The organism is Devosia submarina (genome assembly GCF_003056345.1).
Lineage (GTDB): Bacteria > Pseudomonadota > Alphaproteobacteria > Rhizobiales > Devosiaceae > Devosia > Devosia submarina.
The window spans coordinates 66,526-83,945 of record NZ_PYWB01000001.1; the positions used below are offsets into that span (position 1 = coordinate 66,526).

The 17,420-nt window shown below is 56.4% G+C and carries 12 protein-coding genes, 1 tRNA gene and 1 pseudogene; 10 read left to right on the forward strand and 4 right to left on the reverse strand.

All coding sequences use genetic code 11. The features are described 5' to 3' along the window. Positions 1-19: 19 nt before the first annotated feature. Together DDE77_RS00290 and DDE77_RS00295 are read left to right on the forward strand one after the other, a co-directional pair. Complete coding sequence (locus tag DDE77_RS00290; RefSeq protein WP_157959570.1) at positions 20-1,285, forward strand: glycosyltransferase family 4 protein; 1,266 nt, start codon at positions 20-22, stop codon at positions 1,283-1,285. Positions 1,286-1,323: 38 nt separating this feature from the next. Further along, positions 1,324-2,676, forward strand: a complete 1,353-nt coding sequence (locus DDE77_RS00295) for a glycosyltransferase family 87 protein (protein WP_108395439.1) — start codon at positions 1,324-1,326, stop codon at positions 2,674-2,676. Positions 2,677-2,775: 99 nt separating this feature from the next. Here DDE77_RS00295 and DDE77_RS00300 read toward each other — a convergent pair. Further along, positions 2,776-2,849, reverse strand: a tRNA-Pro gene (locus tag DDE77_RS00300). A gap of 134 nt (positions 2,850-2,983) precedes the next feature. Between DDE77_RS00300 and DDE77_RS19805 the strand changes: the two genes are divergently transcribed. The 4 genes from DDE77_RS19805 to DDE77_RS00320 all read left to right on the forward strand — a co-directional run bounded on the left by DDE77_RS19805 (position 2,984) and on the right by DDE77_RS00320 (position 8,433). Beyond that, the gene (locus DDE77_RS19805; protein WP_157959571.1) at positions 2,984-3,748 is read left to right on the forward strand and encodes an acyltransferase; all 765 of its coding nucleotides are present in this window, start codon (positions 2,984-2,986) and stop codon (positions 3,746-3,748) included. 388 nt (positions 3,749-4,136) lie between these two features. Further along, positions 4,137-5,255, forward strand: a complete 1,119-nt coding sequence (locus tag DDE77_RS00310; protein WP_108395441.1) for a glycosyltransferase — start codon at positions 4,137-4,139, stop codon at positions 5,253-5,255. A gap of 497 nt (positions 5,256-5,752) precedes the next feature. Continuing rightward, positions 5,753-6,922 carry a glycosyltransferase gene (locus DDE77_RS00315; protein ID WP_108395442.1) on the forward strand — a complete coding sequence of 390 codons (1,170 nt, stop codon included), beginning with the start codon at positions 5,753-5,755 and terminating at the stop codon, positions 6,920-6,922. A gap of 26 nt (positions 6,923-6,948) precedes the next feature. Next, complete coding sequence (locus tag DDE77_RS00320) at positions 6,949-8,433, forward strand: glycosyltransferase family 39 protein (RefSeq protein ID WP_157959572.1); 1,485 nt, start codon at positions 6,949-6,951, stop codon at positions 8,431-8,433. Positions 8,434-8,542: 109 nt separating this feature from the next. On the opposite strand, the gene DDE77_RS00325 is transcribed toward DDE77_RS00320, so the two are convergent. After that, complete coding sequence (locus DDE77_RS00325) at positions 8,543-8,785, reverse strand: hypothetical protein (RefSeq protein ID WP_157959573.1); 243 nt, start codon at positions 8,783-8,785, stop codon at positions 8,543-8,545. A gap of 680 nt (positions 8,786-9,465) precedes the next feature. On the opposite strand from DDE77_RS00325, the gene DDE77_RS00330 reads away from it, so the two are divergent. Beyond that, a complete protein-coding gene (locus tag DDE77_RS00330; RefSeq protein WP_108395445.1) occupies positions 9,466-10,206 on the forward strand; it encodes a glycosyltransferase family 25 protein in 741 nt (246 codons plus the stop codon). Between the two features lie 11 nt (positions 10,207-10,217). Here the strand turns inward: DDE77_RS00330 and DDE77_RS00335 are convergent, their stop codons facing one another. Then, entirely contained in the window at positions 10,218-11,453 is a 1,236-nt protein-coding gene (locus DDE77_RS00335; protein ID WP_245895056.1) for a glycosyltransferase family 4 protein, read from the reverse strand. A gap of 587 nt (positions 11,454-12,040) precedes the next feature. On the opposite strand from DDE77_RS00335, the pseudogene DDE77_RS20170 reads away from it, so the two are divergent. From DDE77_RS20170 to DDE77_RS00345, 3 genes and pseudogenes are all read left to right on the forward strand, one after another. Then, positions 12,041-12,934, forward strand: a pseudogene (locus DDE77_RS20170) (GMC family oxidoreductase N-terminal domain-containing protein); the annotation flags it as partial. A gap of 366 nt (positions 12,935-13,300) precedes the next feature. After that, the gene (locus DDE77_RS20175) at positions 13,301-13,684 is read left to right on the forward strand and encodes a GMC oxidoreductase (RefSeq protein WP_425430720.1); all 384 of its coding nucleotides are present in this window, start codon (positions 13,301-13,303) and stop codon (positions 13,682-13,684) included. 363 nt (positions 13,685-14,047) lie between these two features. Beyond that, positions 14,048-15,406, forward strand: a complete 1,359-nt coding sequence (locus DDE77_RS00345; RefSeq protein WP_108395447.1) for an oligosaccharide flippase family protein — start codon at positions 14,048-14,050, stop codon at positions 15,404-15,406. Positions 15,407-15,430: 24 nt separating this feature from the next. Here the strand turns inward: DDE77_RS00345 and DDE77_RS00350 are convergent, their stop codons facing one another. After that, the gene (locus DDE77_RS00350) at positions 15,431-17,299 is read right to left on the reverse strand and encodes a hypothetical protein (RefSeq protein WP_108395448.1); all 1,869 of its coding nucleotides are present in this window, start codon (positions 17,297-17,299) and stop codon (positions 15,431-15,433) included. Positions 17,300-17,420: the final 121 nt, after the last annotated feature.

Genomic DNA, 17,420 nt, shown 5'->3' on the forward strand with positions numbered 1-17,420 from the left:
GCCTCTCAAGTATTTTCAGATGCTCCGCCGTCGTGGTTATCCTGCCAAGCTCATCGCGCATATCCGCAACCAAGATGATCTCGGGAGAATATTGGCGCCTTGGCGCGAAGATATCTTCTATGTTCCCGACAGTTTATGGCATCGGGCAGCCTGGGAAGTCGGACGCCGCGTGCCGTCCCAACTCGGCGATCTGATCGCAGGAACGCTTCTGAACTTCGTCAACGAACGATTTCAAGCCGGTATCATCCGCGACCTCATCGCGGCCGGCCAAGTTGATCTTATTCACCAGCCAGCTCCTGTGTCGCCGCTCGCCCCTTCAGCCATTCATGGCTTCGGCGTGCCCGTAGTGATCGGACCAATGAACGGGGGAATGAACTATCCTCCCGGGTTTGACGATCTGGAGAGCCATGCTGCCCGGCGCATCGTGTCGTTCGGGCGCACTATAGCACGGTTCACGAACTGGATTGTTCCAGGAAAGCGGAAGGCAACAGCGCTTCTGGTTGCCAATGAGCGCACCCGGGCAAGCCTGCCCTTTTCTGACCACCCAAACGTAATTGATCTTGTCGAAAATGGCGTCGACCTCGCTACTTGGTCGTCCGCGGAGCGCAAGCCGCGTCCGCCCAATGCCCCATTTCGGCTGATCTTCATGGGCCGCCTTATCGCGTGGAAGGCTGTCGATACAACGCTCCAGGCCCTGGCTGCTGTGCGAGCAGCGGGCACTCCTGTCACGCTCGACATCCTCGGCGATGGGCCGGAACGGGAGCGGCTCGAAGCACTTGCTGGGCAGCCTGGCCTTGCCGGAGCAGTTCACTTCCATGGCTTTCTAGCGCAGGCAGAATGTGCGGCGCACCTAGCAACCGCCGATGCGCTAATCCTCAATTCAGTGCGAGAATGTGGCGGCGCAGTTATCCTTGAGGCCATGAGCCTCGGCCTGCCTGTGATTGGATCCGATTGGGGCGGGCCTGCCGACTACCTCGACCCCTCTTGCGGTATCCTGGTGTCTCCCGTTCCGCGCGCTGATTTTTCCAGTCGCCTAGGTGCTGCAATCATGTGTCTGGCTAGCAATCCTGATCTTTGCCAGCGCATGGGAGCGGCGGGAGCACAAAAGGTGCGCACGAGCTACAACTGGGAGAGCAAGGTCGACCGGATCATAGAGGTCTATGAGGAAGCGCTTACGAAGAAGGCTCTTGCGCAGGTCGCCCCTAGCAGAACTAAACCAGGCTGGCGCACGTCAAACGGTTCCTCAGCCCAGGACAGCAGCGGTTCCCGTGTTAGCTCTCGATAGCTTTCTCTTTTGCCGATCCTCATCTTCGGAAACGCCGCATGCTTGAAGATCGGAAAATCAGATTAGATCTCGCTCCTGCCGTGCTAGCAGGGTTAACTGGCTTGCTGCTAATGGCTTTGGTGATGCGGGCAAGCGATTTGCGCCTCTATTGGGAATATGGAGGCATGCTTACTGGAGGGGTTTACACACCGGGCTTTTCCGATTGGGTACAACAGCGTGTAGGTGAGCTGCGCCCGATCGATGGCGTTTTTCGAGATCCACTTTCTCCCTATTCAGATTTCACCTGCGAATACCCCCCTGGGATCCTGCTGATATTCGCGGCCTTGCGCTTCATCTTTCCAAGCATTGGCGCCTTCAGTGTAGCCTATGCGACATTTGCTGCCGCAATAGCGGCGTTGTCCATCACCTACATATTCTCGATGGTCGTGAAAGCTAGGCTGACGACGCGCAAGCTATGGTTCACCGTTGGAGCCATCGTCGCATGGATTTACCTGGCGGGCAGCTTCATCGTGACCCGCTTCGACATCTTCACCGTGCCACTGGTTCTAGGCGCGATAACGTCGATGCAGCGCAAGCACTTCGGGCTAGCGGGCGCATTCTTGGGCTTTGGTGCAGCCATCAAGCTTTGGCCGGCTTTGCTCGTACTCCCATTCGCAATTTACGCGCTCGGACCAGATTGGCGATGGAGAGCTGCCTGCTTCACCTCCAGGAGACCTATGCCTGGGCTATGGCTATGCGTCTGTTCGGCGCTCGCCTTTGCAATCCCGCACCTCATTATGATCGTTTCGTTCGGTACCAGTCCCGCTGACAGCTTCGGCTACCTTAACTATATGGCAGAGCGGCCCGCGCAAATAGAGAGCGCCGTCGGCAATTTGAGCGCACTAATAACCGTTCTCTCGGGGAGCATCCCGGAAACACTTTTTTCGTTCGGATCCCACAATGTCACCGCGCCGGAATGGGTACTTGCGGGTGCCCAACTTGTAATGTTCTTTGGTTATGCTGCCATCTTGTTGCTTACGCCCAGTCTTGTGAAACGCGATACGGCCAGCGCCGAAACACTGGGTTTGATTGAAATTCTTGCCTGCCTCGCCGGTGCAATTGTTGTTCTGGCCTTGTTGACATCCAAGGTTTTCTCCGGCGAGTACTTGATATGGCTCATGCCGTTCGTTTTCCTGTCTGGCACCCGTCGGGACATCACTCTCTACTGTGCTGCCCTGGCGATACTCAAACTCGTCTACAGCAACTATGATGCGGTTACATCAGCTCAACTGGCCGGCTCATTGCTCGTATTCGCCAAAAATCTCATGCTTATTGCCCTCGGTGTGAGCTTTGTCGCCAGCCTTTTCGCGCGATCTCGGCATCAGATGGCGATCAGAATGGCTGCAACTTAGCGGCCACCGTTACCCAGCTGCACTCGCAAGAACAGCATTCGCGAGCGCGAGGAAGCCAATGAGTGGTACTCGCTAACAAAGATCATAGCGGGAGGGAGATGGTGATACCGTGCGGGAGGGAACCACAGTCTCTCCCATACCGAAAGGGCGCTCTACCACTGAGCTACGGCAGCTCGCGAGCGCTGGCAAATTAGCGGCGGCAACAGGGGCTCAGGTAAGCCCATCTCGACATTGCGGCATGCTTTTGCGGCGAGGTCCCTCACATGTGCACCGACGCAATTTGCAGTGTAGGTCGGCCAGCTAACTCGTGTGGCTCGCGCAACAGCGGCAAGCAAAGCACTTCAACTTACATCATCTGGCTGATCCGAATTTGCTCAACTCTACGGTCTATTGTCGTCGGGTTCACGATGTCGTTGTCTATGACACCCTGAGCGTCAAGGAACGGCGTTTGCGAAAATATCTTACAAGCTATATCCGCAATCGTGCGCTTTCTACTGGTAAGGGCGCTGCTTTGTGGCGTCGCTTGGGAAATCCTTCGATTGAAGAATGGGGAGAATACCTAAGGCGTCACGGCGGCTTTTATAGCTTTGGTGAAGGCAATTGGATCAATCCATCCGCCTACTTTGCCGACCCTGGCAGTATGATCATTGGCAACAACGTTCACATCACAGGCGGCTTTTTCACGTGCCATGATGGCAGCGTGAACATGATCAATCGGGCATACAAAACAAAGTTGGATGCCGTGGGGCCCATTCGAATCTTTGACGACGTATTTATCGGGTACGGCACCATTGTTCTACCCGGGGTCTCGATTGGACCTCGCGCCGTTGTAGGGGCAGGCTCCGTAGTTAGTAGGGACATACCAGAGAATTCGGTGGCTGTAGGCAGTCCTGCCAAGATGGTCGCCACCCTTGACGCATATATAGAAAACCTAAAGCTCAAGAACCTAGCTTATCCATGGCGTAACCTCATTGAGCAGCGCCAAGGTGAATACGATCCCATCCTCGAACCTCGTTTGCAGCGCATGCGCACAGATCACTGGTTCAGGAGACGAGTTGCCGGTTCATTCTAGAGCCATTGCCTGAACAACCCGCTAGCTGATGCTGTTTCAACTTGGGCCGACACTGCAACGGCATTCCACTGGCGGCAAGGCGAGGCTGGGCGACATCTCCAAGCATGAAGACGGACACCTTCCTTGCTTGTTCATCGTCGGCACCAACACCGTGATCCACCACAAAACTGATAAGCCACGTCCATGCAAGAGGCCATTCAGGCTTTGTCTCCGTCGCACTCCAAAGCTCGCGTTAATCGCGGGAGTCACACGGACACTTTTCAGGACCGATATACAGCCAGAGCTATTTCGACTGCCTGTCATTCGTGAACAACCTGATCAGCATCGATCCAGCGCCCATGCCTCAGTGCCGATATCGATCTTTGACCATCCCGGGAATGATCTAGACATGCACGCCAACCGGAAGCCCTCCCTGTATATCGAATTCAACGCTGGAGAGCGCACAACTGTCAGCGGCGAGCTGCCCCCTTACATCCGTAAACTTGCCCCACGGCAATTCCGAGCGGAAACGCATGTTGTCGGGGGCAAGGGCTGGGGGGCCATCGGCTGGTATATATTTCGCACCATATTGATGCGCAGGCCGGATATCGTCGTCTCGACAGAATACCGGCGCAGCTTTCTGGTCAATCTCGCGCTGATTCTATCCGGCAGCAACGCGCCGCACGTGGTTATCGGGATGAACCTTTCAGCTCGACCAATCACCTCAGGTTACTCGATGCTGCAAAAGAAAATCGATTGGGTGTTCGCGCGCTCGTCAACCATTGTTGTTCACTCAACAAGAGAGGCTGAGCTTTTCGCCGCGCTACATAAGCTGCCGATTGATCGGTTTGTATTCAGCCATTGGGGCTATGACCTGCCAGTTTCAGAAAGCACCCGCTTTGCGGCCGTCGCAAAGCCCTATGCCTGCATGATCGGGCGCAACAATCGCGACCTGGAGACTTTTGCTAAAGCGGTGCGTCTGGCTGGCATTAGAGGGATCGCCGTGGTCCCGGGCTATATGCAAGTCGATCCCGAGCTCGAACAAAAGTTGGATATCTACCGTGATCTGCCTATGGACGATTGCATCGACTGTATTCGCAATGCCGCGATCAATGTCACCTTGCTGCGTGATGGTGAACGGGGTGCAGGCCACATCACCGTGGTCACCGCTCTGCATCTAGGAGCGCGACAAGTCCACTCAAACACCGATGTCTTGCGAGAGTATCTGCCCTCCAAGCGGTTCAGCATCCCCGTACCAATTAGGGACGCGGCAGCGGTGGCGGAGGCTATGCGTATGGCTCTGGAACCGGAACCAGAGAGCCTGTCAAAGGCCCGCCGCGTTTTTGCCAAAAAATGGCTGTCACACACCCGTGCCACAGAACGAATTGCCGCCATTCTCGCCGCAACACTGGAAGGTCGCGCCTTGCCGCTGACCCCACCGGAGTGGGACAGCTGGCTTCAACATGAAAGATCGTTGGACAGTGAGGGTGATCTTTCCCCTCTCACCATTTCGCACTTGTGCCACTAAAACTGACCGTCACCTCCCTGTTCGGATTGCAGCGACCGACCTTGTTTTCCGCGTGTTCGATCCTGCGATCGAGATGATCGATGCAGTTGACGATTGTTTCGCGACGGTCGGCGATCACCAGCGGGGCTAAGGCCCGAAATTCAGTGGCCGTGACCCAGGGGGGCCGAATTGCTGTTGCATATCCCTAATTTAACATCGATCCGGAGGCCTCTTCCGACGCGCCCCACATGCTACCAATGCGGAAGCGAGTTGAGTTGACTGCCTAGGACATCTCGATACCTCTGCGGTGTTGCTGCTCTGCAGGTACCAACCTGATGTTTGAAAGCAACCGCCTAAACGCCACCTCCGAATAGGCCGGCTACCTCATTAAAGTCGGTCCCGATCGCCCCACTCTCAGGCACTAAATAGAATGAGCCAGATCGTAAGCCAAACTTTGGTGTCAATTTACGCAACCTAACTGCCAATTTTGTTGGCTCTGACATTCTGAGGTGGACAGCATGACCAGCGCAGACCTAGAGCTTCCCCTCGGGATAGCAGTAGAGGCGCCAACAAGCGAACTGGCTCGAATTGAAGTCCATGTGCCCCTCAGCATCATCGTGCCCACCTACCGCGAGTGTGAGAACATCCCCTTTGTCATCGAGCGTGTTGCACGCCTCAGGGCGCGCGAAAAGATCGATGTCGAACTCATCTTCATGGATGACCAGAGCCGTGACGGCAGCATCGAGGCAGTAGAGGCTTGCGGCTATTCGTGGGTACGCCTGGTGGAAAGATCAGGCAAGCGCGGGCTCAGTCCGGCTGTGATCGAAGGCTTTGCACAAGCGCGCAACCCGGTGCTGATCTGCATGGACTGCGATCTCAGCCATCCGCCAGAAGTCATACCGCAGATGATTTTGGCGCTGTCCTCTGGACAGCAATTTGTGCTCGGTTCACGCTATGTGCCAGGCGGCTCGACTGATGATGACTGGGGGTTCTTCCGATGGCTCAACAGCCGCGTCGCAACCTTACTTGCAAGACCGCTGACCAAGGTTGCCGACCCAATGTCCGGGTTCTTCTGCATGCGCAGGGCAGATTTCGACAAGGCTGAGAATCTGAACGCGATCGGTTACAAGATTGCTCTTGAACTGATCGTCAAGTGCGGTTTCGAGAACGTCGGTGAAGTGCCGATCCAGTTCAAGGACCGGGTTTATGGCGAAAGCAAACTCACGCTGAAAGAACAGCTGCGATACATCAAGCACTTGCGGCGCTTGTATCTGCATAAGTTCGCCAATGCCATGTACCTGATGCAATTCCTGACCGTTGGGGCATCAGGGGTCTTGATCAACCTTTCCGTCTTGACGTTGCTGCTCGCCAGCGGATTCAACGAACAAGTGGCCATAGCGGGTGGTATCGCGGTCAGCGTCGTCACCAATTTCCTGCTCAATCGTCGCTTCACCTTCAGCTATGCAAGGCATGGCAATGCGTTCAAGCAGTTCATTGGATACCTTACGGCCTCTGCCATTGGCGTTACCGTCAACTACACGGTCTCCCTGGCCATGCTCCACGCGCCGTTGCCTGAAACGGCGCAGTCGATCTATGTCGCATCGCTAAGCGGAGTCGCGGCGGGGATGGTCTTCAATTATCTCGGGAACCGCTATCTCGTCTTCCGTCGTCGGTTTATTGAACAATGATCCGCGCGGTTCCATCATCATTCATAATGGTCGCCTTTGCAGGTCTGGCGCTTGCCTTTGCCCTGTCACAAGCTATTTGGGTGGACGAAACGACACAATTGTCAGGCCTGACGCTGTCTTTCGCTGATCAGCTCGGCTGGCTGATTGGAAACAGCAATCCCATTCCAGGCGTCCCCCCAGACCGAATGCCGCCCTTGTCCTATTGGCTGGGCGCTCTCTGGGCGCAATGCTTCGGCCTGTCGGAGCTATCCATGCGCATCTTTGGCATCTTTGCCATCGCTTGCGGCGCCCCGGCCATCTTCCTTGCAGCAAGGGAGATCAGCCCCAAAAGCCGGCTACTGCCCGCTCTCGCTCTCGCTATCGTCTATCTGGCGCCTGGTACCATCGTTCAGGCCGGCGAGATCAGGGCCTACCCCCTTTTTTTCAGCCTCTCGGCTTGGGCATGCCTAGCCTATATCCGCGCCATAAGCCGCTCGGATGAGCCTGTCTGGTTGATAGGGTTGGGCCTCTTTTGTGTGCTGGCCGCATACACCCATTTCTTCGGCGTGGTGATGGCAGGGGTGCTGTGGCTGTCCCTGTTGCTGGTTCGCTTTGCTCAAAAAGAGCCTGTTTTCCCCGTCATTGTAGGATGCGGCATCGCCATTGCCCTTTGCTCCGGCCTAGTCCCCTTCATCTTAGCGTCGGTTAGACTTTCCGCGGGAGGCAGCTCAGCCGATCCCTCCCTGGTCGAAGCAATCCGGGAAGGTGCTCGAATGGCAGCGCGCCTGTGGATGCATGGCGTGCATTGGTCCTCGCCGCTACTGACCGCGTTGGCGCTGCTGGGCATGGCCATCTTGCTTGTGATCGCCGTGGTGAGTTTGCGCCGGGGCAGCCCGCTGACAGCCGGCCTTTTCCTGCCGCTGGTGCTTGCGATGGGGCTGCTGAACGTGCTCAATCTCGTGATTGGCGGGTTCAATGTGCTATCGCCATCCTACAATATCTGGCTGGTGCCCTTCCTGTCGCTTTTTGCCCTTAGTGCGCTGACGGTGCAGTGGGGGAGGGGTCTCGCGCTATTTGGTGCAATGTGCCTGACTGGTGCTCACCTTGGTGCAGACGTCCAATTGATGCGCCACTCCAGCTTCTACACGCATGGGCCAGGGGATTGGCTCGCCAGCGAGATCACCGATGCAGAATCAACCATTGTCGTCCATGACAGCTCGGGAAACTGGGGTCACGTCTATTTCCCGCTCTATTACCTGACCGGGGGGCGCCTTACTCAGACTCTTCGCGACGATAGTGGCGCTCACCAGCTCATCCGCCCAGGCGGAACTGCGCCATTTGCCGGCTCCGTGCAGGATTTCGATACACAGATCTACGTTCGCACCCGCAGCCTGGACAGCAACGAGTTGTCGGCGCGCCTCATTGATCCTGGCGATTGTGGTATCGAGTGGATGGCACCAGACGACCGCCGTGAGGCTGAGGTAAGGTCCTACTGCGCGTTTGAGGGAGCAACGATCGCTATCGTGCGCTAGGCGCCGAGCTGATGAGCTTTCAGCCTACATGCTGATCCCTTTGCCAATCAGATAGCAACGATGGACCGGAGACAAACCCGCACCCTGACTATCCCACGCCCTTTGCAAATCAGAGAATGCGGCTAGGTGCATCCAGAAGAGCACCCCAGTTTTCTTTCCAGGCGGTCTTGTCCCCACTCAAAACAAGATCTGCATCGCTGAGGCCTGCCAGGATCAATCCCAATCCAAGGGCAATCGGCAGAGCCAGGCTTTCCCCGGATTTGATAAACTCATAATCCGTGCCCTTGGTCAGGTTGGACACCGATTCGGGAACATGCAGCACGCCGATCGCCCCGCGATCCTTCCACTGCATCTCCACCTGCATGCAATCAGCAAGGAGCCGACTGGAATAGAAAAACTGACCAAGCACTTCTTTGCAACAGTCTCGCTATGGGGTTACTCGAACTTTATCATCCAACTTGAACCCGGGCGTTTTTGAGGCGACCGGCTTCGATATGCATTGGCATGTCATCAGGACAGATTAGGTAGCCGATTGATCTACGTCACTTGCCCACATGATTGGGTGGGAGGATCATTGCGGCAAACGTGCACACTGCGTGCCTGTTTGTAGGCTGTTTGAAATGGAACACAAGCACTTCAATCCACTTTCCGATCTCACGCAACGTGACCATGAAGTGCTGCGAATGATCGCACGTGTACTAAGAACGTCCGAATCGCTACAGCAAGCCTCGGGACCCAACGATAGCGGAGATTGCGAAGATTTGAAGATCGCCCCAGCCTCCTCCACCGCAGCTTGGAAGAAATAATTTCCGGGATGATGCTCCGGGCTGTGCCCGCTGTAACCTCAACCTTTGGAGTTGGAGCCCGCGCCATCGCTGCGATAATCAGCCCCTTTAATTAAAATGGCTAGCTCCTGTGATGGAGTGTCTCATTGTCCGGTGCCACTAAGGTCAGGTGGAGGTCGGTCCGCGACGTGATTGCAAAATGAGTGGTCGATCGGACCCATTCTGTTTTATCTGCGACGGAGGGCTCATGGCCACACCAGCTGGTCAATCGCTGCTTGAAAGCTTCGATCGCATACGGATCATCAATCTAGTGACGCGCCCAGACCGGCGTAGGGAAGCCACAAGCGAATTTGCCCGCTTAGGCATTCCTATAGACGGCAGCAAAGTCGCTTTCCACCAAGCGAGCCGGCCTGATGATGCGGGTGGCTTTGAAACAATCGGAGCTCGGGGCTGTTTCTTCAGCCATCTTGGAGTGCTCGAATCCGCCCTGAACGACGGAGCCGCGGACGTTCTTATTCTGGAGGATGATCTCGATTTCTCCCGCGATGCCGAAGTTCTCATTCCTGCGGCGCTGGGCAAGTTAGCCAAGCAGCAGTGGGGCTTTTTCTATGGCGGACACTTAAGTCACCTTCCGCCACCAGGAGGCGCCATTCCTGACCAGCTTTGGCAGGCGAGGCCAGACGATGGCTTTAGCGGCACGCACTTCTTGGCGCTGTCTAGACCGGCCATTGAGTTGGCTGTGCCCTATTTGAAGGCCATGGCAGAACGTGCCGCAGGTTCGCCTGAAGGTGGACCAATGCACGTCGACGGCGCTTACACGTGGTTGCGCAAAGCACATCCACAAATAGCGACCTGGATCGCCGCACCAGAACTTGGCCATCAACGATCATCACGCACCGATGTCCATGATCTTCGCCCGCTGGACAGGATTGCAGTAGTCCGTGATGTCGCGGCACTCGCCAGGCGCGTAAAGCGAAGCTTTCTCTGACCACTCCTAGTTTACGCTGTATGGCCCGGTGCCTGCCCGAGCCGGTCTGCGAGGGCAATCTTTTGACTGTTGCGCATGGGATTGCCGTTGGGGCCCGCTGCCTGCCCCGCTTTGGCAGAGGCGCCGACCCCCTGCTGCGCTCCAGCGAACAATTGCGCTAGTGAGCGTGCCTCGACATCGACATTGAAGCTTTGCTCGACCATCTGCCGGCCGGCTTGTCCCATGCGTTCTCGAGCGACCGTATCGGCAAACAATCGCTCGATCCGCTCGGCAAGCGAGATTCTGTCACCCGGCGGAACGGTGAACCCAGCAACGCCGTCCACCACAAGCTCCTGCACGCCCGCCACGCGTGACGCGATGACCGGCTTGCCGCTCGCCATCGCCTCCATCAACACCACCGGAACGCCTTCGGCAAAGCTGGGAAGCACCAGCATGTCCGTTCTTGCCAGAAGATCTGCAACTTCGCCTTGTGTTTTATAGCCGACGAACTCAACCATTCCGGTGAGCCCCAGCCGCTGCGCCTCGGCTTCGATAGCGCCTCTCGAACTTCCGTCACCGACAACAGTAAGCTGCATGTCCGGATGACGTTGCTTTAGCCTTGCAATTGCTTCAAGCAGCACCAGCACACCTTTCACCGGCTCTAGCCGCCCGACAAAGAGAACTTTCTTGGTCGTTTTGGACGTAGCCCCTACCTTGTAGCGGCCCGGATGCACGCCGCAGTGCACGATTGCAATCTTGCTCCAATGTTCGGCCGCGGAAAACAGCATCAGTTGCGAGCGGCAGAAGTGACTAATGGCGATAACGAACTGCGCGCGCGCAATCTTTTCGTCGAGATGCCAGTGCTTCCCTTCGAAGAAGATAGCGGGTCCGTGTTCGGTGAAGCTGTATGAGATGCCCGAAAGTGTGCTGGTGAGCAAGGCCACCGAACAGCTGGAATCGCCAAAGTGGTTGTGGAGATGGGCAATCCCTCTCCTTTGCAACTCATCGGCCAGCACCACTGCTTCTGCAAAGTAGAACAGCTGGTACAGCATGGATCGCATACCAGCTTGCCGCAAACTCCATGCAAGCTTGAGTGTCTTGAAATAGGCGGCCGGTGTGGTTGCAAGCTTCGTCAGATGAGCTCGAATAAATCGTCTAGGTTCTTTGCAATGTTCAAGCACATAAAAGGTTTGGCTTTCTTCGGCCTTCTGGTCCGACGGGATATCTTTTGGAGAAGCTCGTCGTATCGAGAATGTCTGTACAGGCACGCCCAACTTGCGCAGTGCCTCCACTTCTCGCTGGATGAATGTATGGGAGACCTTAGGATATTCTCCAGTCAAATAGGCGACAGGAGCTAGATGTTGCGGAATAGCTATGGTCCGTTCCCCTGATCTTGCCAATATCGGTGCCCCGACACCTTCCCAACCAATGCCTGTTCGAGCCACTGCGCGGCAATCACCGCTTTTAGCTATTTATGGGCCCACATTCCTTTTCTTGTCTGTCGGTGATACGCACTAACCCGTAAGCTGCTGCTGCTCCAACATTATTGTTCCCCTCAAGCTTGCGCTCGGGATGCGTGCATGCTCACGGAATTGCACTAGCCAAATCGATCTACTTGGAAGTGGTGGGCTATGGAGGCACATTCGGCGCGCTTGATGTTGCCCATGGTTTGGTTCGGGCAAATCGAAGCTGCAGATCGGCTCAGTTGCTTTCGGGTAGCCGCCTACGGCGTCTCCAAAATTCGATGCACTGCAAACTTCAACCGCTGCCTGTGGTCGCGCTGTGAACGCCACTATTCTCTCTAGAGCGGGTTGGGAAGCACTAGTTAGTTGGAGGCGCGTATGAGTGTTTGGCTATGCTCGATGACCTAACAAGCGGGCTATGGGATGTCATTGTCGTTGGCACGGGTATTGGCGGCGGCACCCTGGGCCGCAAATTGGCCGAGAAAGGCTTTTCGGTCCTATTTTTGGAAAAGGGGCCTCTTGGTTCCAGTTCCGCGGGCAAGTTCCCATCAAATGACATCGAAGATCCCGCAACGCGCCTGCAGCATGGCTCCTGGCCAACGCCGCTGAAAAGCACCATCAACGGAAAAACATCCACCTTCTTTGCTACGATCGGCGCCGGAGTAGGGGGGTCATCCGTCTTTTATGCCGCGACCCTGGAACGCCCCGAGCGGCATGACATCGACGAAACTCGCGGACACCGCCATCCGACAGGTGGCTGGCCAGTAAGCTACGATGCTTTCGCTCCCTATTTCGCCGCGGCCGAACAGATCTATTCAGTGAGGGGCAGCGCCGATCCGCTCTCTTGCGAGCCCCATTCGAAGCTGTTGCCATCCATCCAGCTGGATGCGGCCAATCAGGCAATGATGGAGAGCCTGACGCGGCAGGGTTTGCACCCCTACAATCTCCATCTCGCCGTTAAAAACCTGCCTGATTGTGGGCTTTGCCTTGGCCATAAATGCCCCCGCGCATGCAAGATGGATGGCCGCTCTGCAGGCGTCGAGCCGGCTTTGAGAACCGGAAATGCGAAAATCCTCGATATGTGCACGGTAAGGACCCTACGGTCGGACGCCAATCGGATCACCCATGTGGAGGCGCTGCGCAACGGCCAATTGATCAGGCTCAAGGCCCGGATCTATGTCCTGGCTGCAGGCGCGTTCGGTTCTCCCAAGCTCCTGCTAGCATCGCGATCCGATCATTGGCCAGACGGTCTTGCCAATCACAACGGCCTTGTTGGCAGGAATTTGATGTTTCACCTCACTGAAATGGTCGCTGTCTGGCCCAAGAGGAGCATCAAGGATGCGGGCCCGTCTCGCGCGTTGGCACTTCGGGATTTCTACTCTAGCAAGACGCAACGCTACGGCGTATTCCAGGCCATGGGCCTCAATGCCGGCTACGGTGAGATCGTCGGCCACTTAACCAGTGTCTTTGATCGCTCTTTGTTGCGAAGGTTTCGCATTTTTAAGCCATTTCTTCGCATACCTGCCTATCTCGGCACCCTGATCTTTGGCCAGGCCAGTATCTTCGCCGGGATCATGGAAGACTTCCCCTATGAGGAAAACCAAGTCCTCTATGACCCTGACGATCCCGAGCGGATCCTGTTCAAATACACAATGTCAAGCGAGCTTCGGACCCGCAAAGCCGAATACCGGCGATTGATCAAAAAGGGGCTCAAAGGGCTTAAAACCGTCTTCCTAAGCTTCCAGCCTGAGCTGAACTTCGCCCACGTCTGCGGAACATTGCGGTTCGGTAACGACCCGCAAACCAGCGTTCTCAACGCAGATTGCCGCGCCCATGGTGTCAACAATCTTTATGTGGCTGACGCATCCTTCATGCCGACATCCACCGGCATCAACCCCAGCCTGATTATCGCTGCCAATGCCCTTAGAGTGGCCGATCGCATCGCAGCTAAACTCACAGAGCGCTCATCACCCGCTCAGCCTTTCGGAAAAGAGCAAACACCTTGTTCCGACCCATCTCTGGACATGGCTACCTAACGATCAAAGCCGCCCGTATCGCTGTCGCCGGACTAGTCCTGATCCCCCAGAAATAGAGCGTAGGGCCTATTCCGCGCACTTGTGGTCAATGGCTAAGTGACTGGAACAACATAAATCCTTTCCAAGGTCACCGGTGTCCAACATTTTCAATATCCGCGAATGCGGCAATGCTCGCCAGCCCGGATTCAGCAGCTTGGTCGATCCTCGGCAACTAGGTCAGGCTCCAACCGTCCTGTGGCTGAAGGCGTCCGTCTCGCGAACGGCCCCGATAACGGCGTACCGCGGGATGGTTGTTTGCAGATGAACCAGATCAGCCGCATCACCATCCAACCAGGTCGGCCGTCAAGATTGCAGACAATGCGAATGGCTTTGCAGGGGCATGGCCTGTTTGCGCGCGCTTTGCGCAGCTCCATATGGGCCGGTGCGGGGCACATCCTGTCCCAATTCATCCGCCTCGCCTCCAATCTCGTCCTCACCAGGCTCCTGTTTCCTGAAGCCTTCGGCCTGATGTCCCTTGTGACGGTGCTCATGATTGGCGTCGCCATGCTCTCGGATGTGGGTATAGGCGTATCGGTCTCGCAAAGTCGCCGGGGAGATGACCCCGAGTTCCTCGATACCGCGTGGAGCATGCAGATCCTGCGCGGGGTATTTATCTTCGTCGTCGTTACGGCTCTGGCTTGGCCGCTGAGCGTATTCTACGCCGAGCCGTCATTGTTCTATCTTGTTCCGGTCGCCAGCCTTTCAACGGTGATTTCGGGGTTCAATCCCATCCGTCTTGAAACAGCGGGACGACATCTGATGATCGGCCGTGTCGTCCAGCTAGACCTGCTCACCCAGATCGGCACAATCCTCTCCACCATAGCCTGCGTCTTGATTTATCCGTCCGTGTGGGCGCTGGTCATCGGCTTGCTCTTTGGAGCGGTGATCCGGCTTGTGCTTGCAAACGTGATGCTACCGGGGCAGGGAAGTCGCTTCCGAATAGATCCATCGGCAGCCCGCGAAATGCTCCACTTCGGCAAGTGGATCATCCTGAGCACCGCCTTCGGCTATATGCTCGGGCAGGGCGACCGGTTGGTACTGGGTTTTTATCTCTCGCTGGAAATGCTCGGCATCTACAATGTCGGCCAGTTCCTCGCGGCGGCCCCGCTGGTGCTGTCCATCACCATTGGCAGCAAGGTTCTGGTTCCGCTCTATCGGGAATACCTGGACGACCCGAACGCCCAAAGTGCCCGCAAGCTGCGCCTGATGCGTTTCGGCCTGACAGGCATGGTCATGGCCCTGCTGGTTTTCATCATGCTGGTGAGCCAGCCCATGGTGAAATTTCTTTATGATGATCGTTATTTGGGTGCAGCAGCCATCGTGGTCATGGTTGCCTTTGGCAGCCTGCCATTTGCGATGGGGCTGACCTATGACCGGGGCGCCCTTGCAGCCGGTGACTCACGTAATTTCTTCCTGGTCGTTGCTTTCCGGGGATCGGTGCAAACCATGTCCCTGATTATGGGATGCGAATGGGCCGGACTCTTTGGGGCTCTTGTAGGGCTAGGCATCAGCGGCGCAATCGGGCATTTCTCCCTCATCTGGCTGGCCCGCAAGCACCGGATATGGGACCCGTTGCACGACCTGCTCTTCACGCTGCTTGCCCTCGCCTGCGGACTATTGGTGGCCTATGCCAGCTGGGACCTCCTGCAAAGCTTTTACTTGCAAAACAGCAGTCCCGCCTGAGCGCCCTGCCACTGGCATTCGGCGTTAAGGCTGTCCAATGAAAGTGCCTGCAGGGCGCTCTTCCCACCAGCCAGGTTGCTTTTCATTAAACGCCGTTATGGCCTCCCATCGAGGATTGGCGTCGTTCAGATGCCGCAGTGCGCCCCAGCTTCCCCATGCTCCGGGTCCAGCAACATCAAGGTAAATGTTGAAAACAGTGCCGCCTGCTATCTTCCAGCCCTCCATCAGGTCTCGGTAGAGTGCGCCCATCTGTTCGGAATAGTTGAGGGCGACAAAGAACGCGGTGATCTCTTCATCATGCGCAACATGGCCAATACCCACTACATGCGTGCCGCCTTCGTACATGATGAGGCCGAGATCGTGTGTCCGCGCGATGTTGATTTGGTAAGGCAGGGCATTTTCCAGATAATCGGCAAGAGTGCCATCCTTCTGACCGGTGACACTACCGTCCCTAAGGTCCTGGACGGCAATTTCAATTGCGCGATCGAAGCGGTGCTCCTTCATAAAACTGGTCTGAGCCGTACCCGGCAGTCCCATGGCAGCGCTCCGACCCTGCGCGTCCCTGAGGCTCTCGGCTATCCATTCCCGTACCTGCGCCTCCTTGCTGTCGCCCAGACCGTACCCAAAATAGCCGGTCACGCCATAGGCGTCGAAATGGGCGGCGAGATCATTGTTTTGAGCCGGATCTTCCTGGTTCCACAGCGGGGGCGCCAGAATGTCGGTTTCACGGCCAAGCCAACCCGTTTGCGTGGCTATGACCTTGACTAATCGTTGGTCCGCATCGGCGCCGTAAACGTCATCCCAAATGCGGGCCATCTCAAGGGAACGCACGGCATAGAACTGGGCATATGTGTCGCTCTCTCCCCAGCGCTCCATCCCGCGGTCCTCTGCCCACTGCGCTTGCTCAAATTCCCAGTTCCAGACCTCGTTGGAGAATTCCACATGGGCCTTCAGGTCCGGGCGCAGCAACTGGTGTACGCCTTGAGCAAAGCAGCGCATGTACCCGTCCGTTGCAGGGTGAGGCATGTTGAACCATGGGTCAGCGCCAATCCTGTTTGCGAGCGCTACCATGACCTCCAACGGTACTCCACGAAGGCTGTAGGTGTAGTCAGACGGTTTGGGACGATCGCTCCATTCCGACTGGGTTGAATTGTTTGTCGCCATCCAGTCCATGAAGCGCACCAGGCGAGCATTGCGTATGTGCTCCAGCCAATATGGGTTGAACACCTCTCCTGCGTCGAATGCTGCAATGTGCTCCTCTTTGACAATGGAGATGTTGCGGATGTAGTCGCCCGTTCCGGCGGGATCGGTTTGGGTGATGGCGACACTTGTCTGTGCTCCCCCAGGTTCCGTTTCGAACCAGATTTCCCCATCGGAGCCTTCCCAGTCACGGAGCATGGACTTGACGTAAATCCGGCCGGTTCCTTCATAGCTAAGCCGGTATCGTCCTTTCACCCATGTCCCCTCTGCCGGCATGATCGTGAGGAACAGCGTCTCTACGGCGACAATGTCGGGCGGCATGGATTTCAACCAGCCATTGCCGTCCAGATAGCCGGCCTCCAAAAAGTCTTCGTGCTGCCAAGCACCCCATTCCGAGCTGGTATGGCCGACCCAGGTGCGGGAGGACTTCATGATGTCGATGAAGGGCTGCTGGGGGCTGTAATCACTTATGCCAGCCAGCCCGAAGCCGAGGCTGGGATTGGTGAGCTCTGTAGACGCCTGTGTCGTACCCGGGTCCTCTGAGTTTGTCCGCAAACTGCGCACGGCAGGGGGTTCAAATCCGCAACTATCCTCAGGGAGCACCGCGGAACCAGCTATATCTTGCGAGAGCGCTACATTGCAGCTCAAAATCAAGCCCACGAAAATGGCGAACAGGCTTCCAGTCTTCATCATGGTAGTGTCTCCATTGCCACGTAGAGACTGGGCCAATAGGGCAGGAACTCCTATCGACAACATTCCCTATTCGGTCGAACGTCGCGACCTATCTACTGTTCTGTATCTGCGCCGGCATATA